This window comes from Peptacetobacter hominis, from assembly GCF_006861675.1.
GTDB lineage: Bacteria > Bacillota > Clostridia > Peptostreptococcales > Peptostreptococcaceae > Peptacetobacter > Peptacetobacter hominis.
In genome coordinates, this window is record NZ_SGJB01000003.1 from 22,951 (window position 1) to 44,760 (window position 21,810).

20 protein-coding genes and 2 riboswitches are annotated in these 21,810 nt (G+C 32.8%); of the genes, 19 read left to right on the forward strand and 1 reads right to left on the reverse strand.

All coding sequences use genetic code 11. The features are described 5' to 3' along the window. Nucleotides 1-98: 98 nt before the first annotated feature. The 7 genes from EXD82_RS02150 to deoD all read left to right on the forward strand — a co-directional run bounded on the left by EXD82_RS02150 (nucleotide 99) and on the right by deoD (nucleotide 6,204). Nucleotides 99-1,592 (forward strand): YjjI family glycine radical enzyme, encoded by a 1,494-nt coding sequence (locus EXD82_RS02150; RefSeq protein ID WP_142535282.1) that lies wholly within the window; start codon nucleotides 99-101, stop codon nucleotides 1,590-1,592. Then, nucleotides 1,593-2,426 (forward strand): YjjW family glycine radical enzyme activase, encoded by an 834-nt coding sequence (locus tag EXD82_RS02155; RefSeq protein ID WP_142535283.1) that lies wholly within the window; start codon nucleotides 1,593-1,595, stop codon nucleotides 2,424-2,426. It begins immediately after the preceding gene. A gap of 12 nt (nucleotides 2,427-2,438) precedes the next feature. Next, nucleotides 2,439-3,038, forward strand: coding sequence for an ECF transporter S component (locus EXD82_RS02160; RefSeq protein ID WP_206668145.1), 600 nt, complete (start codon nucleotides 2,439-2,441; stop codon nucleotides 3,036-3,038). A gap of 9 nt (nucleotides 3,039-3,047) precedes the next feature. Further along, entirely contained in the window at nucleotides 3,048-3,785 is a 738-nt protein-coding gene (locus EXD82_RS02165) for an energy-coupling factor transporter transmembrane component T (protein WP_142535284.1), read from the forward strand. Further along, nucleotides 3,785-4,627, forward strand: coding sequence for an energy-coupling factor ABC transporter ATP-binding protein (locus EXD82_RS02170; RefSeq protein ID WP_142535285.1), 843 nt, complete (start codon nucleotides 3,785-3,787; stop codon nucleotides 4,625-4,627). Before EXD82_RS02165 ends, EXD82_RS02170 begins: the two co-directional genes overlap by 1 nt. A 3-nt stretch (nucleotides 4,628-4,630) precedes the next feature. After that, nucleotides 4,631-5,419, forward strand: a complete 789-nt coding sequence (locus EXD82_RS02175) for an energy-coupling factor ABC transporter ATP-binding protein (RefSeq protein ID WP_142535286.1) — start codon at nucleotides 4,631-4,633, stop codon at nucleotides 5,417-5,419. 62 nt (nucleotides 5,420-5,481) lie between these two features. Further along, nucleotides 5,482-6,204, forward strand: coding sequence for a purine-nucleoside phosphorylase (gene deoD / locus EXD82_RS02180; RefSeq protein ID WP_142535287.1), 723 nt, complete (start codon nucleotides 5,482-5,484; stop codon nucleotides 6,202-6,204). 59 nt (nucleotides 6,205-6,263) lie between these two features. Here the strand turns inward: deoD and EXD82_RS02185 are convergent, their stop codons facing one another. After that, a complete protein-coding gene (locus EXD82_RS02185; RefSeq protein ID WP_142535401.1) occupies nucleotides 6,264-7,163 on the reverse strand; it encodes a D-alanine--D-alanine ligase in 900 nt (299 codons plus the stop codon). A 268-nt stretch (nucleotides 7,164-7,431) separates the two neighbouring features. On the opposite strand from EXD82_RS02185, the gene EXD82_RS02190 reads away from it, so the two are divergent. From EXD82_RS02190 to mcrC, 12 genes are all read left to right on the forward strand, one after another. After that, nucleotides 7,432-8,700, forward strand: coding sequence for a competence/damage-inducible protein A (locus EXD82_RS02190; RefSeq protein WP_142535288.1), 1,269 nt, complete (start codon nucleotides 7,432-7,434; stop codon nucleotides 8,698-8,700). A gap of 187 nt (nucleotides 8,701-8,887) precedes the next feature. Further along, nucleotides 8,888-11,782: a DEAD/DEAH box helicase gene (locus tag EXD82_RS02195; RefSeq protein ID WP_246081988.1), complete on the forward strand. Its 2,895-nt coding sequence runs from the start codon at nucleotides 8,888-8,890 to the stop codon at nucleotides 11,780-11,782. A gap of 18 nt (nucleotides 11,783-11,800) precedes the next feature. After that, the gene (locus EXD82_RS02200) at nucleotides 11,801-12,703 is read left to right on the forward strand and encodes a PfkB family carbohydrate kinase (protein WP_142535290.1); all 903 of its coding nucleotides are present in this window, start codon (nucleotides 11,801-11,803) and stop codon (nucleotides 12,701-12,703) included. 11 nt (nucleotides 12,704-12,714) lie between these two features. Continuing rightward, entirely contained in the window at nucleotides 12,715-14,001 is a 1,287-nt protein-coding gene (locus tag EXD82_RS02205; protein ID WP_142535291.1) for an MFS transporter, read from the forward strand. Continuing rightward, nucleotides 13,970-14,452, forward strand: a complete 483-nt coding sequence (locus EXD82_RS02210) for a DUF1648 domain-containing protein (protein ID WP_142535292.1) — start codon at nucleotides 13,970-13,972, stop codon at nucleotides 14,450-14,452. The genes EXD82_RS02205 and EXD82_RS02210 overlap by 32 nt, the downstream gene beginning before the upstream one ends. 80 nt (nucleotides 14,453-14,532) lie before the next feature. Further along, nucleotides 14,533-14,614, forward strand: a riboswitch (ZMP/ZTP riboswitch). Nucleotides 14,615-14,669: 55 nt separating this feature from the next. Continuing rightward, nucleotides 14,670-14,798, forward strand: a complete 129-nt coding sequence (locus tag EXD82_RS10470; RefSeq protein ID WP_281282219.1) for a hypothetical protein — start codon at nucleotides 14,670-14,672, stop codon at nucleotides 14,796-14,798. 15 nt (nucleotides 14,799-14,813) lie between these two features. Next, a complete protein-coding gene (locus tag EXD82_RS02215) occupies nucleotides 14,814-15,968 on the forward strand; it encodes an MFS transporter (protein WP_281282222.1) in 1,155 nt (384 codons plus the stop codon). A 91-nt stretch (nucleotides 15,969-16,059) separates the two neighbouring features. Continuing rightward, nucleotides 16,060-16,689 carry an HAD family hydrolase gene (locus EXD82_RS02220; RefSeq protein WP_142535293.1) on the forward strand — a complete coding sequence of 210 codons (630 nt, stop codon included), beginning with the start codon at nucleotides 16,060-16,062 and terminating at the stop codon, nucleotides 16,687-16,689. A gap of 31 nt (nucleotides 16,690-16,720) precedes the next feature. Then, nucleotides 16,721-16,794: riboswitch (Fluoride riboswitch) on the forward strand. Nucleotides 16,795-16,938: 144 nt separating this feature from the next. Then, nucleotides 16,939-18,156, forward strand: a complete 1,218-nt coding sequence (locus EXD82_RS02225; protein ID WP_142535294.1) for a chloride channel protein — start codon at nucleotides 16,939-16,941, stop codon at nucleotides 18,154-18,156. A 114-nt stretch (nucleotides 18,157-18,270) separates the two neighbouring features. Continuing rightward, entirely contained in the window at nucleotides 18,271-18,900 is a 630-nt protein-coding gene (locus tag EXD82_RS02230; RefSeq protein ID WP_142535295.1) for a CatB-related O-acetyltransferase, read from the forward strand. Between the two features lie 185 nt (nucleotides 18,901-19,085). Then, the gene (locus tag EXD82_RS02235) at nucleotides 19,086-20,768 is read left to right on the forward strand and encodes an AAA family ATPase (protein WP_142535296.1); all 1,683 of its coding nucleotides are present in this window, start codon (nucleotides 19,086-19,088) and stop codon (nucleotides 20,766-20,768) included. Next, entirely contained in the window at nucleotides 20,758-21,801 is a 1,044-nt protein-coding gene (gene mcrC, locus EXD82_RS02240; protein WP_142535297.1) for a 5-methylcytosine-specific restriction endonuclease system specificity protein McrC, read from the forward strand. Before EXD82_RS02235 ends, mcrC begins: the two co-directional genes overlap by 11 nt. Nucleotides 21,802-21,810: the final 9 nt, after the last annotated feature.

A 21,810-nucleotide genomic window follows, 5' to 3' on the forward strand; every position in this document is an offset into this window, starting at 1 on the left:
ATAACAAATATTGACATGATATTTATTTATATTGTAAGATAAAAATATAAAAAATAAGATTAAAGTTAGATATGGTACGTATAAAAAGGAGAAAAAATATGAAAACATTTGATATTTCACAAGACGTTTTATATGCTATGACAAACCCTAAAGTCACTTTTAATCAGAGATTAAAGGATATGGCAAAAGTTGCCGAAAATTCAATAGAAATTGTTGAATATACGGAAAAATCAAGAGAATATCTTGAAAAAGGAATAATTATGGATATGTTCGAGGGAAAATCACCTTATAGAACAAGATATTGTCTACCAGATTACGAACTTTTTATGAAACAGGGAAGTAAGTTTCTTATGCTTGAACCACCAAAGGATATATGGGAAGCTGTAGGAAATCTTTTATGTCTTTACCATAATATACCAGATGACGGAGGACTTCCAGTATATATAGGATGTCTTGACGAATTACTGGAACCGTTTGCAAAAGATGAGGAAGAAACAAGAAAAGCTGTGAAGTTCCTGCTTACACATGTGGATAGATGTTTCTCTAATGCATTCTGTCATGCAAACCTTGGACCAAGAGATACAAAAGTGGGTCGTATAATACTTGAAATAACAAAAGAAATGCAGAGACCTTGTCCAAATATGACATTAATATATAGAGAAGATACTCCGGATGATTATCTTCAGGCAGCTATGGAAACAGCTATGGTTGCAGCGAAACCAAGTTTTGCAAATGATGCTGTTTACAGAAAAGAAATAGGAGACTATGGTGTGGTAAGCTGTTACAATACTCTTCCAATAGGAGGATGTGGACTTACACTTGTAAGAATGAATCTTAATACACTTCCGGAAATGGCAAAGGATGAAAAGGATCTTCTTGAAAGTGTAATACCTGAGCTTGTCGAGGCTACATGCGACGCCATAGATAGCCGTTGTGAATGTATAATAGATAAATGTCATTTCTATGAAAATACATTCCTGTATCATGAAGGACTTATAAAGAAAGAAAAAGACTACATGGTAGGAATGGTAGGATTCGTAGGACTTGCAGAATGTGTAAATGGTATGCTTAAAGCGGATGAAAAAAATGAACGTTTCGGAAACAGTGAAAAGGCTGATAATCTTGGTGAAGCCATAATGGAACGTATACGTGAGGAAATAGATAAAAGACCTGCAAAATACGGAAGATACTGTCTTCATGCACAGGTTGGTGTAATGGAGGATACGGATTTAAGTCCAGGGGGAAGAATACCTATAGGTGACGAACCGGAACTTCCAAATCAGATAATAAACTTTACAAGAATGCACAAAGGATGCGACGGAGGATGTGGAGAATTATTCCCATTCGACGATATGGTCAAGAAAAATCCTAAATATCTTATAGATATACTTAGAGGAGCGTTCAGAACAGGAACAAGATATCTTTCTTTCTATTCAGACAGTACAGACCTTATAAGAGTAACTGGATATCTTGTTAAAAAATCTGATATAGAGAAATTTGATAATGGAAATGCAACTATGAATGAGGCTACTGTAAATGGTTCAGGAGTAAATAAAAATCTTCATCTTCTTGATAGAAAGGTGAGAAAATAAATGCGTGCTCCAGTAAATAAGATAATACCATTCAGTTCAGTTGACGGACCGGGTAATAGAACAGCAATATTTCTGCAGGGATGTAATCAGAATTGTCTATACTGCCATAATCCGGAAACTATAAATATGTGTAAAAACTGTGGTATATGTGTGGAAAGCTGTCCCAAAGGGGCACTTTCCATTATTAATGAAAAGGTAGTGTATGATTACGATAAATGCTGTAACTGTGATACATGTATTCAATTATGCCCAAATGATGCATCTCCAAAGGTCAGATATATGACTCCAGAGGAATTATATGACAAAATAAAAAACTATCTTCCTTTTATAGATGGAATAACAACATCTGGCGGTGAGTGTAGTCTGTACGCGGATTTTTTAAAGGAATTTTATACTATTATAAAATCTGAAAATAAAACCACATACATGGATACAAATGCCCAGATACCATTATGGGATAAAGAAGAGCTTCTGAAAGTTACGGACAAAGTTATGATAGATTTGAAGGCAGGTACAAATGACGATCATATCAAACTTACTGGAAGAGGCGTGGACACAGTAATCGAAAATATAAAAAGAATTGCTGAAATGGGCAAACTTTTTGAAATACGTACAGTAGTTGTACCTGATATTGTTGATAACATGAAGACTATAGAAGTTGGAAGCAGACTTATTTCAAAATATCCTGAAGTAAGATACAAAATTATTAAATATAGAAAATTTGGAGTAAGAGAAGAATACTCCTATATAAAGGAACCAACAAGTGATTATTTACAAAGCTTAAAGTCAAAGGCTGAAGAGCTTGGAGTAAAAAATATACAACTAATAGACTAGGAGGAAAGAATTTTGGACGTGAAAAAAGGGTTAAAATACGATTTCACACTTTTAGGAATATTATTGATTCCTGTGGGAGTTTCTCTTAATGTAGTAGGATATCAGCTTTCTACTGTACTGAAACTGCCTATTTTCGTAGATCAGATAGGAACTGTACTTGTTGCTATGCTTGCAGGACCATGGGTTGGAATGCTTACAGGTTTTCTTGCAAATGTTGTAAATGGTATGCTGAATCCGGTTGCCATTGTATACAGTCTTGTAGCAATACTTAATGGTCTGATAATTGGTTACGCATCTAGATTCAAATTACTGACAAATATAATAGGTACAATTATAACATGTGCTGTAATGAATGTTGTCGGCTCTGTAGTAGGAGGTCTGATAACAGTATTTGTATTTGGAGGAGCGACAGGTGTCGGAACAGATATACTTGCAGCTGGACTTGTTGCAGCTGGACAGGCATTGTTTGCATCTGTACTTACAGTAAACCTTATAACAGGTACATTTGGTGTAATGGTAAACGTAGGTATAAGTTGGACTATAGTGAGAAAACTACCGGATAGATTTCTTGTCAAACTTAATTACGGTATGCCTTATGTAAAAAGAAAATAGGAGGTAATCATGAACAGTAGGATTGGTAGATTATATCCTGCAACAAAAGTTGCAGTAGTATTACTAGTGATAATTTTATGTATGTTTACGCCAGGGTATTATTTACAGTACGCAATGCTTCCTGCATTTTTTATAATAAGTGTACTTGCATCGACTGGCAGAAAATTTATAACTACTTTTTTTAAATCAATATTTATAATAGTGTTATTCATCTTCATAATACAGGTATGTATACTAAAAAATGAAGATTCACAGCAGATATGGGCATTTATAAACTTTTCGCAGATGGGACTTGATACAAGTTTATCTATGACATCAAAAATAACTGGGATAAGTTCAGCTGTAATATGTTTCTTTCAGGTTACAAGCGTGAAAGACATTATGTATTCTCTTGAAAAGGCAAATGCACCTAAAAAGCTTGTTTTCGTAATAGGTAATACAGTTCAGCTTATTCCACAGATGAACGTATTATTAAAAACTATAACAGATGCACAGCGTGCAAGAGGTATAGAAACAGAAGGAAGCCTTATGACTCGTGTAAAAGCATTTGTTCCTATGATAGGACCATTAATATTTACGTCTATACAGCAGACAGAGGAAAGAGTGCTTACTCTTGAAGCGAGAGCATTTTCTTCTGCAAGAAGAAAAACATCTCTTTATGAAATAAAAAGAACTGCTGCAGACTATATAATAACAGGTTTATGCATAGTAGCTCTATTAGTGTATATTTTTAGGGGGATGATTTAATGTCGGTTATTGAATTAAAAGATATAAGTTATAGATATCCATTGGAAAAAGAAGATACAATAAAGAATGTTTCATGTAAATTTGAAGCAGGTAAAGTGTATGGTCTTATCGGAGAAAATGGTTCAGGTAAGACAACTATATGTAATATAATAAGAGGATTTATACCATCTTTCTACAAAGGAGAACTAAGGGGAGAGGTATTATTAAAGGATAAAAAACTGGAAGAGTACGATTATGAAGATCTGGCGTCTATAATCGGTTATTCATTCCAAAATCCATTTACTCAGATTTCAGGAGTAAAGGAAACTGTATACGAAGAGATAGCTTATGGTCTTGAAAATCTTGGAGTACCAAGAGAAGAAATAATAAAAAGAGTTGAGGAGCTTCTTGACTTATTCAAACTTAGAGAACTTGCTCAGAAAAATCCTTATGAGCTTTCAGGGGGACAGAAACAGAGGGTTGCACTTGCAGCAGTTGTAGCACTTGATCCTGAAATAATAATAATGGATGAACCTACATCTCAGCTTGATCCAAAGAGTACAGCAGATATATTTGAAATAATAGATATATTAAAGAAACAGAAAAAGGTTGTAATTCTTGTAGAGCATAAGATAGACCTTGTAGCTCAGTATTGTGATTCTATAATATTTATGCATGATGGTGAGTGTAAACTTAGCGGAACAGCAAGAGAAGTACTTACAAATCCAAAGGTACTTGAAATGGGAGGACAGCTTCCACAGGTTACACTATACTTCCTTGAGCGTATAAAAAGAGGAGAAAAATTCGACATGATTCCTCTTAATGTAAAAGAAGCATATTCTATTTTAAAAGGGGAGGAGTAATACATGGCTTATTTAGAATTAAAAAATGTCGGATTTTCTTATGATAACGGATATGAAGCTGTTAGAAATATAAATATGTCGTTTGAGCTTGGAGAATCAGTAGCTATAATAGGTGAAAATGGTGCCGGAAAAACTACAACAGTAAAGCTTATGAACAGACTTTTAGTTCCTACAAAAGGAGAAGTACTTGTCGATGGCAAATCTACAAAGGAATGTACAACTGCTCAGATTTCAAAAAAAGTAGGGTATGTATTCCAGAATCCGGACGATCAGATTTTCCAGGACAGTATATACAAGGAAATAGCATATGGACTAAAAAAAATGAAACTAAGCCCAGATGAAATAGACAAGAAAGTTCGTGAAGCTGCAGAAATATGTGATCTAACAGAACATCTTGAAGATCATCCTTACAACTTACCATATTCTAAACGTAAATTTATAACAATAGCTGTTATAATTGCTATGGATCCTCAGGTTGTAATACTTGATGAACCTACAGCAGGTCAGGATAGAACTTCAACAGAAGATTTAAAAAGAATAATAAATCACCTTGTAGAGAAGAATAAAGTTGTAATAACAATAACACATGATATGGAATTTGTAGTGGATCAGTTTGAACGTGTAATAGTTATGGCTGAAAAAGAAGTAAGAAAAGATGCATCACCAAAAGAAATATTCTGGGATAAGGAACTTCTTGAATTAAGCAGTCTTGAACAGCCTTATATATGTCAGCTTGCTGATATGATGGGCATAACAGATGTAATGACTATAAACGATTTACTTGATAAATAAATTAAAAATTATTCAGGCGGCGACAGTTACAGTTGCCGTCTGATATTATAAAGGAGAAAAATATGTCAGAATTAAAAGGAACACCGCATAACAGTGCAGTAAAAGGGGAAATAGCAGATATAGTACTTATGCCAGGAGATCCGCTTAGAGCAAAATTAATAGCGGACAATTATCTTGAAAATGTTGTATGCTATAACACTATAAGAAATATATTCGGATATACAGGAGAATATAAAGGAAAGAGAATATCAGTTCAGGCGAGTGGAATGGGAATACCTTCTATGGGAATATATTCGTATGAACTTTTCAACCACTATGGAGTTGAGAAGATAATAAGAATAGGTTCTGCCGGAGCAATATCAGAAGAACTTAAGCTTGGAGATATAGTAATAGCATCAGGAGTATGTACTGATTCAAATTATATATCTCAGTATAGACTTCCGGGATTATTTACTCCGTCTGGAGATTATGAAATGATAAAAACAGTTACATCTGTACTTGATGAGCAGAATGTAGACTATAAAGTCGGAACTGTTTTTACATCAGATGTATTCTACAATGAAAGTATGTCAGACCTTGAAGATTGGAAAAAAATGAATGTACTTTGTGTTGAGATGGAGTCAGTATCACTTTACTGCAATGCAATAAGAGCAGGTAAAAAAGCATTATCTATGTTTACAATATCAGATCTTCCACTTGAAGGAGTTTCTATGGAAGCTGATGAAAGAAGAACAAGCTTTACAAATATGATGGAAGCAGCACTTGAAGCAGCTATAAGAATGTAATTTTATAATATAAAAAAGTAGCCGGTGAAAAATCACCGGCTAAAAATATATATAGAATATTATTTAAGAGAGTACTGTATTAATTTATCAAGAAGCTGGCTGTAGTTTATACCTCTTGCAGCCGCACTTCTAGGTATAAGACTTGTTGCTGTAAGTCCTGGAAGTGTATTAAGCTCAAGAACATAAGGCACTCCATCGCTTATTATAAAGTCAACTCTTACATAAGCTCTACATCCGAACGCATCCCAGCATGCCTTTGAATATTCGTCGACTTTGTCCTGAAGCTCTTTTTCAAGATATACAACTTCTTCAACTGCACCGTTGTCAGAAGAGTATTTAGCCTCAAAATCGAAGAACTCCTGCTCAGATTTTATAGATATAGTAGGGAATACCTCTCCATTTAATATAAATGAAGTATACTCCTCTCCAGGAAGATACTGTTCTATCATAACTTCAGTATCGACTTTAAGTCCTTCTATAACAGCATTTTCTATACCTTCTTTTTCTTTTATCATAAAAGTGGCAACACTTGAACCACCTGAATTTGGCTTAACAAATACTGGATATCCCATCTTTTCTATTCTATCGTAGTCAATTTCATCAACAGATTTTACAGTAATCCAGTCTGCTGTAGGTATACCTGAAGCCTTGCATATTTTCTTTGAAATATTTTTGTCCATACACATACCACTTGCAAGAGGTCCACATCCTGAGTATGGTATATCTCTTGTTTCAAGAACTGACTGAACACATCCATCCTCACCGAATTTTCCGTGAAGAGCAAGGAACGCAAAATCAGTATCATCAGGTATTTTTGTGAATACATCTGTTTTTTCATCTATAACAACTTTGAATGGTTCGTATTTTTCTCTATCAAGACTATTAAAAACTCCTTCTCCAGATTTAAGAGAAATCTCTCTTTCAGAAGAAATACCTCCCATTACAACTGCAACTTTCATCAAAATAATCACCTCATTAAAATATATTATAAATATTATCGTTATATCGTATCTAAAAATCCTATAATTCAATTATACAGAATGATGGAATCAAATGAAGAACCACATAATCACAAAATATCACATACAGTGGTACCTATATTGAAAAATTAGCATAATAAGAGAAAAATATAAAATCAAAACAGTTATCATCAGTATATAAAATTGATTACTGAAAATAAGTCTGATAAAATTAGAATAGAATAATTTTTTCAAAGAGGTGAATTAAATGAGAGTAGAGCTTGTATCAGTAGGAACAGAGCTTCTTTTAGGAGATATAGTAAATACAAATGCACAGTACCTTTCAAAGGAACTTGCATCACTTGGAATAGAGGTATTCAATCAGAGTACAGTAGGAGATAATCCAAAGAGACTTCTTGAGTGCTTTGATGAGGCACTTAAAAGAAGTGATATGGTAATAACTACAGGAGGACTTGGACCTACAAAAGACGATCTGACAAAAGAAATGGCGGCGGAGTATTTTGGTCAGGAGATGGTTCTTCACGAGGAATCATGGAAATATATAGAAGAGAGATGCAGAAGATTTTCTCCGGGAAAACCAGTGCCACCAAACAATAAAAAACAGGCGTACTTCCCAAAAGAAGCGACTGTTATAAAAAACAACAACGGTACTGCACCAGGTGCAATATTTGAAAAAGATGGAAAAAGAATAATAGTAATGCCTGGACCACCTAGAGAAATGAAGGCTATGTTTGAAGAAAGTATAAGACCTTATCTGATGCAGTTTACAGACAGTATGCTTGTATCCAGAGTTATGAGACTTTATGGAATAGGAGAGTCGGCACTTGAAATAGCGATAGAAGATATCCTTGATAGCCAGACAAATCCTACAGTAGCACTTTATGCAAAAGAGGCAGAAGTAACTATAAGGATAACTGCAAAGGCGAAAAATGAGGAAGAAGCAAAAGTAATGCTGGATGAAAAATCAGCAGAAATAAGAGAGATAGTTGGGAAATATGTATATGCTGAAGGTGATTCATCTATAATGGATGGAGAATCTGCACTTGAATATTCTGTTGCAGAACTTCTTGTAAAAAGAGGAAAAACTATCGCAGCGGCTGAATCATGTACAGGAGGACTTGTGGCAGCACAGCTTATAAATTATCCTGGAATATCAGAGGTATTTGTAGAGGGATGTGTCACATATACTAATGAAGCAAAGGTAAGAAGACTTGGAGTAAGTCAGGATACTCTTGATAAATACGGTGCTGTAAGTGAGCAGACTGCAAGAGAGATGGCAGAAGGAATAAGAAGAGAGGCAGGATCTGATATAGGTGTTGCTACTACTGGTATAGCTGGTCCTGGTGGAGGAACTGATGAAAAACCTGTTGGACTTGTGTATACTGCTGTATGTGTAGATGGTGAGACTTTTGTAAGGGAGAATCATTTCAGTGGAGATAGAAGAAAGGTGAGAAACAGAGCGACTAGACAGGTGCTTAGTGATCTTAGAATGATACTTGAAGGAATAGAGATTTAGACAAAATAAACGACCACTCTTCTATTGGCTGTAGAAAAGTGGTCGTTCTTCTCAAAAGAGAAGAAAATAAATGATTAACTTTTTTCTGTAAGCCACTTGCGTGGTTCTTTTTATATTTATATTATACAATAAAATTAAAGTAAGTAATAATTTTATAATATATTTCGATATAAAAATGGAGAATATTATGGATAGAATAAAAACTGATTTATTGGATGCTCTACAAACGGGATTTATAAATACAAAATACGACTCGGTTGAATCATTGAGACCAAAGTTATTATACAATAACATAAAACGTGGAAGTACTATACTAGCAAATATCCAAAGAGAGTTAAGTAAATGTAATGAATTTTGGTTTTCAGTAGCATTTATAACTCAAAGTGGTTTAATTGTGTTAAAAGACACATTAAAAGCAATAGAAGGATATGCAAAAGGAAGGATACTTACCACTGATTATTTAATGTTTAATGATCCAAATGCTTTGAGGGAACTTTTAAAACTAAAAAATGTCGAAGTAAAAGTATATACAAAAGGTGATTTCCATACAAAAGGATATATGTTCAAAGACGATATAAAAAGTACGTTTATAGTAGGAAGCGCAAACCTTACTCAAAATGCACTTAAACAATCAAAAGAATGGGGAATACAAGTTTCATCTTTAGATGAAGGAGAACTTATACAAGAGACAAATCTAGAGTTTGAAATAATGTGGAACAATGCCGAAACACTTACTAAAGAGTGGATAACAGAGTATGAGAAACACTTTAGAAAAAATAAAAATAAAAGAACAGAAATACGTACATATTCATTCGATGATTTTAAAATTTCTCCAAATGTTATGCAAAGCAAAGCATTGGAATCATTAAGTAATTTGAGAAAAAATGGGAAAAATAAGGCTCTTTTAATTTCTGCAACAGGTACTGGAAAAACATATTTAAGTGCATTTGATGTTAAAAATATGAAACCCAAAAGAGTTTTATTTTTAGTGCATAGGGAACTTATTTTAAAAGATGCTGAGAGAAGTTTTAAAAATGTGCTTGGAAAAGAAATAAAGAGTGGAATTTTATCGGGAAGTAGTAAACAATACGATGTGGACTATATGTTTTCTACTATAAGTATGATGTCAAAAGATGATGTTATGACAAAATTTAATAGGGATCATTTTGATTATATTATAATAGATGAGGCACATAGAAGTGGTGCAAATAGCTATAAAAAAATAATAGAATACTTCAATCCAAAGTTTATGTTGGGAATGACAGCTACTCCTGAAAGGACTGATGGTTTTGATATATATACTCTTTTTGACCACAATATAGCATATGAAATAAGATTACAGGATGCACTTGAAGAAGATATGCTTTGTCCGTTCCATTATTTTGGTATATCTGAATTAGAAGTAGAAAATGAAACTATAAGTGATAACTCTGATTTTAGGTACCTTGTATCAGATGATAGAATAAACCATATTATAGAAAAAATAGAATTTTATGGATACAGTGGTGATAGGGCCAAAGGATTAGTGTTTTGCAACAGTATAAAAGAAGCTAAGGAGTTGTCGAATAAATTTAATTTAAGAGGATACAAAACAATAGCGTTATCAGGTGAAAATTCAGAAAGTGAAAGAGCTGATGCAATAGATAGGCTTGAAAGTGATACTAGAGATGATTATATAGAATATATTTTTACAGTTGATATATTTAATGAAGGTGTAGATATTCCTTCTGTAAATCAAATTGTCATGTTGAGACCGACACAATCAGCTATTATATTTGTCCAGCAGCTAGGTAGAGGACTTAGAAAGTTTAAAGATAAAGAATATGTTGTAGTATTAGATTTTATTGGAAACTATACAAATAACTATCTTATACCAATAGCACTTTCTGGAGATAGATCGTATAACAAAGACAACATAAGAAGATATGTAGCTGAGGGAAATAGAATTATACCTGGGTGCTCTACAGTTAATTTTGACAAGATAGCTAGAGAAAGAATATACGAAAAGATAGATAAAGTAAAATTAAATAGTGTATCAATAATAAAAAAAGAGTATTTCAATCTTAAATACAAATTAGGAAGGATTCCAAAACTTATAGACTTTGAGAAATACGGTTCTTTAGATGCAGAGAGAATTTTTCAAACTTGCAATTCTTATCCAGAATTTCTGATGAAGTATGATAAGGATGATTATAAAATAACTTTTGACGATGATGCTAAGAACCAACTAGCATTTATATCTAACAAACTAGCAAATGGAAAGAGAATACATGATCTTGTAGTAATGAAAAATATTGTTATTAATAAAGATAATTTTCTATCTAATGCTATAGATGAATTAAAATCAGAATTTGGGATAGAAATGACTGACACAGTTCTAAGAAACGTTATAAAAGTTTTATCAAACGAATTTGCAGTGAACTCTACAGAAAAGCGAAAAAATGCAAATTGTAAGTTTATAGATGAATGTGAGGGAAAATATATAGTTAATCCTAAGTTTAAAAAGGCTCTCTCAGATAAAAATTTAGAGTATGAAATTTTAGAAGTTGTAGAATATGGAATAAGGAAATATAAAGCAGCTTATTCAAATAAGTATAAGGATACAGAATTTAACTTATATAAAAAATATACTTATGAGGATGTATGCAAACTTTTAAATTGGAGCACGAATGTTGTTGCTTTAAATATTGGGGGATATAAATATGACGAGGAAACAAACACATTCCCAATATTTATAAATTATAATAAAGATGAGAACATAAATGATACTATAAAATATGAGGATAGATTTATAAACTCTAAGAAACTAATAGCAATATCAAAATCAAAAAGAGATAAAAATTCAAAAGATATGCAACAGATAATAAATGCTCAAAAGAACGGAACGAGAATATTTCTATTTGTGAGAAAAAATAAAGATGATTCTACGTCTAAAGAATTTTACTTCTTAGGCGAGATGTATTTTGCAGGTGATATGAAAGAATTTATAATGCCAAATACAGAGGCTTCTGCTGTTGAAATATCGTATGAGTTAGAAAATCCAGTTAGAGAGGATATCTACGATTACATTACAGAACAATAAAAGCTAGGAGGACAACATATGAAACCATTAATCTTTGGTTCAGCTGTAATAGACGAAATCCTATACATAAACACCCTTCCAGAATCTGGTGACGATGTAGAATGCACACTCAGAAAAACATCTCTCGGAGGATGTGCATACAACACAGCATGTATGCTTAGAAACCTAAACATACCTCACGATTTATGTACTCCGATTGGAACAGGTGATTATGCAGCTGAAATAGAAAAAAGACTTCACGAAAACGGATACAATACCATGATAAAAGATCTGGAAAAAGATAATGGGCACTGTATCTGTCTTGTTGAATCCGATGGAGAGAGAAGTTTTATAACTATAAACGGTGTTGAGATAGAAATAAAAAAGGAATGGCTTGAAAATATAAATACAGAGGAATATTCGTCTATATGTATCAATGGATATCAGGTTTGCAGAGAAAGTGGAGATATTGTGGTTTCATGGCTTGAAGAAAAATGGAGAAATAAAAAAATATTCTTTGCTCCAGGGCCACAGATAAATGATATTTCAGAAGACATCATGAAAAGAATACTTTCACTTTCTCCTATTATGCATATAAATGAAAAAGAGGCTATTGAATTTACAAAAGAGAACACAATTGAAAAAGCGATACAGGAAATATACAAGATTACTTCAAATACAGTCATAGTAACAATAGGATTTGATGGAGCCATGTATATAGAAAATGGAAAAATTTCAAAAGTGGATGGATTTAAAACAGAGGCAGTTGATACCATAGGAGCAGGAGATGGGCATATTGGAGCTGTTATTGCTGGAGTTGAAAGTGGTCTTTCTATACATGATTCAATAGTCCTGGCAAATAAAGTGGCATCTGAGATTATAAAGGTAAGTGGAGCTGTCATTTCATATGATGAATTTAAAAAACTTGGAATAAACATATAGAGGAGGATGAGATGGAACGGAATAATATAAAATATCTTGCTGGAAAATATACATTTCTTCATATAAACTACTGGGGAATATACAGCGCTCTTTTGGGGTTTACTGCTGTATATATGATGTCGCTTGGAATGAGTGCATCACAGATAGGCTTTGCAATGGCGTGCTCAAGTATATGTTCAACACTTATACAGCCACCACTTGCGACATTTGCAGATAGTACCAGAAAATACACAATAAAGCAGATAACACTGTTTCTGGCAATTATAGGTATATCTTTTGTAATAGGTGTAAATTTTCTTCCTGTAGGAAATTCTGCAAAAGTAGTGATGTTTGTTGGTGCTATGGCATCTACAAATATAATGCTTCCAATGCTTAATTCGATAAATGTATACTACACAAATAGAGGAGAATATATAAACTATGGAGCATCGAGAGGAATAGGATCATTTTCATATGCAGTGGTATCGTATATACTTGGATACGCTGTTCGGATTTATGGAGAGAATATAATAACGCTATCGGCATTTATACTGTATATACTTCTGATAGTTTCTATAATGCAGTTCAGAATGAAAAAAGATAAAAAAGATTTATACGAACAAAGATATGAAACAACTACAGAAGAGAATAATATATCAGAGTCTGGCAATATAGAAAATAAAAAAGGCGATATATCGTCAGCGTCGAATAATATAGACAAAAGAAACTTTTTTGTAAGACATAGAAGATATATGTTTCTTCTATGTGGAGTTGTATTTTTTTTTGCATTCCACAATATGACAAATACATATATGATACAGATTGTGGAATATCTTGGAGGAAACAGCCGGGATATGGGAATATCTGTGGCACTTGCTGCAGCTCTGGAACTTCCTACAATGTTTTTCTTTTCAAAGATAGTTGAAAAAATAGATTCAGCTAAACTTATGAAAATAGCGGGACTTAGCTTTTTTATAAAGTCCATACTGTTTTTTATGGCTGATAGTGTATATATCATATATGTATCACAGATAATGCAGATGTTTTCATTTGCACTTTTTATACCGGCATCTGTTTACTATGCAAATATTATAATGGATGAAAGAGACAAGGTAAAAGGTCAGGCATTTATGACTACTTCTTTTACGATAAGCGGTGTAGTAGGAAATCTATTGGGCGGATATCTGATAGACAATATAGGTGTACACAATATGATGGCAGTATCTGTAATAAGTGCATTTATTGGAATGGTAATAGTATTTATAGCAGCCGGGGGGCGTGATTTCTATGAAAAAAATGTATCCGTCAAATCTTCATAAATTTGTTGAGTTTTCAGCATTTACAGTATTGATAATATCTTTTTTTATATCTGTATATGGAATGAACACTCTTCCAGATAATATAGCTATACATTTTGATATACATGGAAATCCGGATAGATACGGATCTCCAAAGACTTTAATACTTACAAGTATACTGATGATGATACCTATGGGTATTATAAGTATTTGTGCTCATTTTGTAGATGTGGAGTGTATGAACCTTACATTTAAGTTAAACAAAATAAATAAAGTCGAAGTAAGAAAAAGCATTCAGTTAATGATGTATCTTCTGGAGCTTGAGTTTTCTGTGTTTGGACTATTTATAACTCTGAAATCATATAATCAAAGTGGAAGCGGTATACTTTCGGCTGTATTAGTTCTTGTAGTTATTATGACTGCGACTATAGTCTGGGGAATGAAAGACAGCAAAAGAAAGAACGATATGTAAATTGACAAAACTTAGATTAAACGTTTTCAGTATTGACGTTTATTTTGGGCGTATGATAATATAGACGTATAAACAAAAGGACAGGATTCTGTGACTGACGGGACGTGAAATAACACGATTGGAGCAGAATCTTATATAAAGCCGACCGTCTGGGCAGTGCGATTTTTCGTATTGTCCTTTTTTGTTGAAAAAATTTTATACAAAAGGAGTCGGTGAAATGAAAGAGGGAAAAATAATATTATCAGAAGATTCGAAAAATAACAAGCTTCTAAATAACAGATGGATGAGAGCTGCTGTTCCAGCACTTCTTATACATTGCAGTATAGGGACAGTATACTGCTGGTAGACTTTCAAGGAAGCAATAGCAAATCAGATTGGAATGTCGACATTTTCTGTTGGATGGGCATTTTCATTTGCAATATTTTTCCTGGGAATGTCTGCAGCATTTGCGGGTAGAATGGTAGAAAAAGATATAAAGAAATCATCTCTTATATCATGCCTGTTTTTTACAGCTGGGATGATAGGAACAGGATTTTTTATAGATAATACTACAGGAGTTACTGCTCTTATAGGAATATATATATGTTACGGATTTGTAATGGGAATAGGTCTTGGAGTAGGGTATATAACTCCGGTAAAAACACTTATGTTGTGGTTTAAAGATAAAAAAGGTCTTGCTACGGGTATTTCTATAATGGGATTTGGACTTGCAAAGGCGATTGCAACACCTATAATGGAAATTATACAGAGAAACTTCGGTGTAGCTTCTATGTTTTATATTTTAGGTGCCGTATATTTTGTGATGATGATAGCCGGGCATTTGCTAATCAGAAAACCAGCAGGCTGGGTAGAAGCACACGACGAAAAGAGCAGATTCAGAAAGAGATATATGTTCAAAGACAGAACATTTACAGGAATATGGCTTATGTTTTTCATAAATATACACTGCGGACTTATGCTTATATCTTATGAAAAACAGCTTTTAAGTCTTGTATTTGCAGCGAGCGCTTCTCTTGCAGTAATTGTAAGTACGGTTCCATCTGTTACAGCAGCGATGAACGCTCTTGGAAGAATCGGATTTTCAACTCTTTCAGATCAGATGAGTGATAGAAATACTATTTATAAAGTGATATTTGTGATGAGCCTTATAGTATCATGTATGTCTTTTGTTGTTTTCATAATTTCAGGAAATTCATATTCAGGAATTGCTGGAGTATGTGTAATACTTCTGCTTGTTGTTGTGAATGCCGGATATGGTGGAGGATTTTCAACACTTCCAGCCCTTTTATCTTCAAGATATGGAATGAAGAATGTAAGTGAAATACATGGTCTTGCACTTTCAGCATGGGCAATTGCAGGACTTACAGGAAATAATACAACAGAAATGATTCTTGAAATAAGTGGTGGTTCATATACTTATATATTTGCTGTTGCAGCATTACTTTATATAATCGCATTTGTTGTATCATCAAAAATGATAGCTTCAAAAGGAATGAATATAGAAATTCAGGAATAAATTTTATACTATGTAAACGATGTCTTGATTATGTTATAATTTTGTAGTAACAACAGGGAATCAACAAATAATTGAGACAGAGAGGTAAAATATGAAAAAGTATAAAGCTGTAATTTATGATTTGGATGGAACACTTGTAAATACTTTGGATATGAATATGTATCCACTTCTTAGAATAATAAAAGAGGAAACAGGAGAGGATTGGGAACTTAAAGATGTTCTTAAATTCTATGCATATCCTGGTATGAAGACTATAGAAACTCTAGGATTTAAAAATCCGGAAGAGACATACAAAAGATGGGTAAAATATGTAAATGAATACGAAGGTGGAGCCACTATATACGACGGATTTGAAGAAGTTTTGGAAACTTTTGATAAGGCTGGAATTATACAGGCTGTTGTATCTTCAAAGAAAAGGGCTCAGTATGAAATAGATATAGTATCAAAAGGAATAGATAAATATATAAAAACAGCGGTTCTTGAAGAGGATACAATCAGACACAAGCCGGATCCGGAACCGATGAATGAATGTCTGAAAAGACTTGGACTTAGTGCTGATAAAGTAATATATATCGGTGATACACATGCTGACTGCAAAGCATCGAAAGCGTCTGGGATGGATTTCGGATATGCAAGATGGGGAAGTGTGACAGATGACGGAATAGAAAATCCTGAATATGTATTTGAAAAACCGCTTGATCTTCTATCTATTATAGAATAAATTATAGAAATAAAACGGCATATATGTTATTATATTTGATGGGAATGAGGTTCTCCCAGGGAATTAATCCTAAACTGCCAATGTGCTGATGACTTCTGCTTTTACGCGGGAGTTGTCAGCTTTTTTTATTTGATTCAAAATTATATTATAAATTGCTGTGTACAACAAATAATATAATTATAGTATAAGGATATATTGGGAGAATATTTCCTTGAAATATAAACATATCAATAATAGAAAGGAAAAAACATGACTGAAAAATTAAAAAAAATATACAGAAATTATAGTGGAATAATACTTCTTGGACTTTCTGGAATTCCAATAGGTGTTTGTGTAGGAATTATTGATACGATATTTGGAAAGATACTTCTTGAAATAACGGATATAAGAAATACAAATCCTATGATATTTCTTCCGTTTTTATCACTTGCAGGGGTACTGATAGTGTATTCATATTCAAAATATGGAAAAACAAGTTCAAAGGGAATGGGACTTGTTTTTGAGGTAGGACATGGCGATGAGAATGTAATACCGAAAAGATTAATCCCTTTTGTAGTTATGGGAACATGGATTACTCATCTTTTTGGAGGAAGTGCAGGTAGAGAAGGTGTTGCAGTTCAGATAGGTGCGGCATTTTCACATTATGTAGGGAAAAAACTTCCTTTTGAAAATGCATCAAAGATATTTCTGATAACAGGTATGGCTGCAGGGTTTTCTGGACTTTTCCAGACTCCGATAGCCGCGATACTTTTTGCTATGGAGGTGCTTGTAGCCGGAGAACTAAAATACCTGGCTCTTTTTCCTGCATTTACTGCTGCATTTACGGCGAGCAGTGTATCAGGATTTCTTGGACTTGAAAAATTCACATTTGAACTTACAGAAAGTGTATCACTAAATCCTGAAATATTTATAAAACTTGCTTTACTTGGGCTGATCTTTGGAATCGTTGGTGGAATGTTTGCCTGGTCTCTTAAATATATGAAGGGATATATGAGTGCAAAGTTTGGAAATCCTATCATGAGAATTGCAATTATGGGTGTTGTTCTAAGTGTATTTCTGATGCTACTTCATATGGGGAGATATTCAGGTCTTGGTACAAATCTGATAAGCAGCAGTTTCGGTGGGGAAGATATTTATGTCTATGACTGGATTTTAAAGTTTATTTTTACTGTGTGGACACTTTCTATAGGTTTTCAGGGTGGAGAGGTTACACCGCTGTTTTCTATAGGTGCAAGTCTTGGAGTTGTTGTTGCGGGTGTAATGGGTATGCCTGTTGAGTTGGTTGCGGCTCTTGGTTACGCTGCTGTTTTTGGCAGTGCTACAAATACACTGTTTGCTCCGATTTTTATTGGGGCTGAGGTGTTCGGGTTTGCGTATGTTCCATATTTTTTCGTGGTGTGTGTAGTTGGGTATGTGTTTAATATGAATAAATCGATATATACACTTCAGAAGGTGAAGGAGATTTAGGTTATATATAGAAATATTAATATAAGGCTTATTTTTAAGAGGTGGTAAAATGAAACGTTGTATTGTTTTGTCTGGAATAGTTATATAATAATATATTTTTAAGGAGGATTTTAAATGACTATTCCAGTAAAAAAGATTTATCCGCGTACAGGAGATAAACAAACTGTTTATTTAAAAAATATTATATCAGATCCAAATATACGTGTTGGCGATTTTACAATGTATAATGATTTTGTAAATGACCCGCTATTGTTTGAAAAAAATAATGTTTTGTATCATTATCCAATAAATAATGATAAGTTAAAAATAGGAAAATACTGTTCCATAGCATGTGGAGCAAAATTTATATTTAATAGTGCTAATCATACTTTATCATCGTTATCTACATATCCATTTCCTTTATTTTTTGAAGAATGGGGATTAGATAAAAAAGATGTAACAAAGTCTTGGGATAATAAAGGAGATATTGTTATTGGCAATGATGTATGGATAGGTTATGAAGCAATTATATTATCAGGCGTAACTATAGGTGATGGAGCTATAATTGGTGCTCGTGCTGTTGTTACAAAAGATGTACCTCCATATACTATTGTCGGGGGAGTCCCTGCAAAGGCTATTAAAAAAAGATTCTCTGAGGATACTATTTCTAGACTTTTGGAGATTAAATGGTGGGATTGGCCGGAAGATAGAGTTTCAATAAATTTAAAAGAAATACAAAATGGAGATATAGATAGGTTAAAATAATATTTTATACAAAAGGACAATCAATAATTTGATTGTCCTTTATTTATAAATATATAATTTTGATAAATATTTAGCTTTAGCTTAGATATTATTATTTGATAGTATAAATAGCTATAGTTGTGTAGTTATACTTTAGATGATAAAATTTTATTATAAATGTTATTGAAAATACAGAAGGTGATACTATGAACAATATAAATATAAAATGGGTAGATTTTTATCAGGAACTAGCTGATAATCTAGTCAAATATAAAGAAAATAGAACTGAACTTATAGAAAAAATAAAAAGAGTATATCATAATATAAATTTGATAATTCCAACACTGGAAACAAATAAAGAAGTATTTGATATAGATCCATTTACTATATTTGGACTTTTTAATAAAGGACTTAAAGACGAGAATAGAACAAAAATATTAAATGGAATAAAAAAAGAGTTCTCAATAAAATCAGATGTCCCATATAAATTTGACGGTGTACCATTATTAAACAATATGATGTCAACATTCTACTACTTCAAAGAGTATAGAGAGGAAGATGATATAGATAATCTATGGGATTTTTTTGTTTCTGCTATTAAATATGAAGAGAATCAATCTCTTGAGAGGAAAAATAGATTTATAGAGTGCTACAATAGGGTTGTAAAACAGAAGGGAGTCAGATGGAATATTACTATGGGTCTCTTCTGGATAAGACCATACAGTTATATAAATCTAGATTCAAGAAATAGATGGTTTTTATGTGAGAAAAACGGTGAATTCTCAAGAATATCCGAAATTACTAAAGGTTTAAAAGAATTTCCTGATGGAAATTCATATCTTAAAATATGCAGCATAATATCAGATATGATATTAGAACATAAAGTAGAGTATGAAAATTTTATAGAGATTTCATATGATGCATGGCTTATTTCAGATGAGGAAAATAAAAGAAAAAAGGAAGAAATAAATAGAAATTCAGAGAGTAAAGGTTATTGTAACGTATCAGAAGCTCTATCTGATTATGATGATATATATGATAGAGGTAGCTTTTTAAATGAAGTGTACATGAATCCAAACGATTACGATACAATAGTCGGACTTATAAAAAGAAAGAAAAATATCATTCTTCAGGGAGCTCCTGGTGTAGGTAAAACTTTTGTAGCAAAGAGAATAGCTTATTCAATGATGCAGGAAAAAGATGAAAGCAGAATAAAAATGGTACAGTTTCACCAGAGTTATTCATATGAGGACTTTATTATGGGGTATAGACCGAATGAAAGTGGATTTGAACTCAAAAGAGGACCTTTTTATAATTTCTGCAAAAAAGCTAGAGAGGATATTAAAAACGATTACTTCTTTATAATAGATGAGATAAACAGGGGAAATATAAGTAAAATATTCGGGGAACTTTTTATGCTTATAGAATCGGACAAAAGAGGAGAAAAAATTCAGCTTATCTATTCTAATGAGGAGTTTTGTGTTCCTCCAAATGTATATATTATCGGTATGATGAATACCGCAGATAGAAGTCTTGCTATGCTTGACTATGCACTTAGAAGAAGATTTGCGTTTTTTGAGATGAAACCAGCATTTACTACTGAAGGATTTGAAGCATATATGGAAATAAAATCGGATTCTACATTCAAAAAACTTATAAATACTGTAATAGAATTGAATAAGGAAATAGAAGACGACGATACTTTAGGCGCAGGATTTTGTATAGGACACAGTTATTTCTGTACAGATGAAAAAATAGATTTGAAATGGATGGAATCAGTTATAAATTACGAAATAATTCCACTGTTGAGGGAGTACTGGTTTGACGATAAAGAGAGGTCGACTTACTGGGAAAGACGTCTGAAAGAGGTAATTTCTTATGAAAGATAGTATTTTCATACAAAATATATACTATATGCTTTCATATGCCTACAAAGTATTGAGAGAGGACGGGTACAGAAAACTCTGTTTTGAAGAATTTGAAAATGCAGTGGATCTACTGTCTGCAATACTTGTAAAGGCTGTATCTGTGCAGATAAAAAGAGGACTTCACAGAGAGTATTTAGAAAAAACTGAGAAGATAGGATGTGTTCATGGAAAAATCGATATAAACGAATCTATAAAAACAATGTCTCTAATGAAAAAACAACTTGTATGCACATTTGATGACTTTTCTATAAATTCATATATGAATAGAATAATAAAGACAACGATGCTCATCCTTCTTAAATCGGATATAAAAAAGAGTGTAAGAAAAGATATAAAAAATCTTCTGCTGTATTTTAAAGGTGTAGATACTCTGGAAATCGGCGATATAAATTGGAAAATGAGATACGATAGAAATAATAAAAGCTACGAGATGATAATAAATATCTGTTATCTGATAATAAAAGGACTTGTTCAAAACGAAAAAGACGGAAATATGAAGATAATGCACTTTCTCGATGAACAGAGGATGTGTAGACTTTATGAAAAGTTCCTGTTTGAGTATTTCAGGAAAGAATATCCAGAGATTAGAGTTAGCTCGCCGTATATTAATTGGGATATAATAGGTGAAGCAGATAGCATGCTTCCTATTATGCATGCAGATATTGTTCTTGAGTATGAAGGAAAAAAGTTGATTATAGATGCAAAGTATTATAAAAACAGTGTCCAGAGGTGGTTTGATAAGCCGACAATTCATTCAAGCAACCTGTATCAGATTTATGCGTATGTCAAGAATATGGCATCCAGATATGATGGAGAGGTTTCAGGACTTCTTTTGTATGCTATGACAAATGAGAAAGTTGTTCCAGATAACGAATATGTTATGGGAGGAAACAGGATTGGTGCAAAGAGTTTAGATCTTGGGGTTAGATTTGAAGAGATTGAAATACAGTTGAATGATATTGTTAGAAATAATTTCAATCAAATGTGTAAATAATGAAGTAAA

Excerpts from the sequence above, each read along its gene's own strand:
- EXD82_RS02150 (WP_142535282.1), top strand. The coding sequence starts at position 99 with ATGAAAACATTTGATATTTCACAAGACGTTTTATATGCTATGACAAAC.
- EXD82_RS02155 (WP_142535283.1), top strand. The coding sequence starts at position 1,593 with ATGCGTGCTCCAGTAAATAAGATAATACCATTCAGTTCAGTTGACGGA.
- EXD82_RS02165 (WP_142535284.1), top strand. The coding sequence starts at position 3,048 with ATGAACAGTAGGATTGGTAGATTATATCCTGCAACAAAAGTTGCAGTA.
- EXD82_RS02170 (WP_142535285.1), top strand. The coding sequence starts at position 3,785 with ATGTCGGTTATTGAATTAAAAGATATAAGTTATAGATATCCATTGGAA.
- EXD82_RS02175 (WP_142535286.1), top strand. The coding sequence starts at position 4,631 with ATGGCTTATTTAGAATTAAAAAATGTCGGATTTTCTTATGATAACGGA.
- deoD (WP_142535287.1), top strand. The coding sequence starts at position 5,482 with ATGTCAGAATTAAAAGGAACACCGCATAACAGTGCAGTAAAAGGGGAA.
- EXD82_RS02185 (WP_142535401.1), bottom strand. The coding sequence starts at position 7,163 with ATGAAAGTTGCAGTTGTAATGGGAGGTATTTCTTCTGAAAGAGAGATT.
- EXD82_RS02190 (WP_142535288.1), top strand. The coding sequence starts at position 7,432 with ATGAGAGTAGAGCTTGTATCAGTAGGAACAGAGCTTCTTTTAGGAGAT.
- EXD82_RS02195 (WP_246081988.1), top strand. The coding sequence starts at position 8,888 with ATGGATAGAATAAAAACTGATTTATTGGATGCTCTACAAACGGGATTT.
- EXD82_RS02200 (WP_142535290.1), top strand. The coding sequence starts at position 11,801 with ATGAAACCATTAATCTTTGGTTCAGCTGTAATAGACGAAATCCTATAC.
- EXD82_RS02205 (WP_142535291.1), top strand. The coding sequence starts at position 12,715 with ATGGAACGGAATAATATAAAATATCTTGCTGGAAAATATACATTTCTT.
- EXD82_RS02210 (WP_142535292.1), top strand. The coding sequence starts at position 13,970 with ATGAAAAAAATGTATCCGTCAAATCTTCATAAATTTGTTGAGTTTTCA.
- EXD82_RS10470 (WP_281282219.1), top strand. The coding sequence starts at position 14,670 with ATGAAAGAGGGAAAAATAATATTATCAGAAGATTCGAAAAATAACAAG.
- EXD82_RS02220 (WP_142535293.1), top strand. The coding sequence starts at position 16,060 with ATGAAAAAGTATAAAGCTGTAATTTATGATTTGGATGGAACACTTGTA.
- EXD82_RS02225 (WP_142535294.1), top strand. The coding sequence starts at position 16,939 with ATGACTGAAAAATTAAAAAAAATATACAGAAATTATAGTGGAATAATA.
- EXD82_RS02230 (WP_142535295.1), top strand. The coding sequence starts at position 18,271 with ATGACTATTCCAGTAAAAAAGATTTATCCGCGTACAGGAGATAAACAA.
- EXD82_RS02235 (WP_142535296.1), top strand. The coding sequence starts at position 19,086 with ATGAACAATATAAATATAAAATGGGTAGATTTTTATCAGGAACTAGCT.
- mcrC (WP_142535297.1), top strand. The coding sequence starts at position 20,758 with ATGAAAGATAGTATTTTCATACAAAATATATACTATATGCTTTCATAT.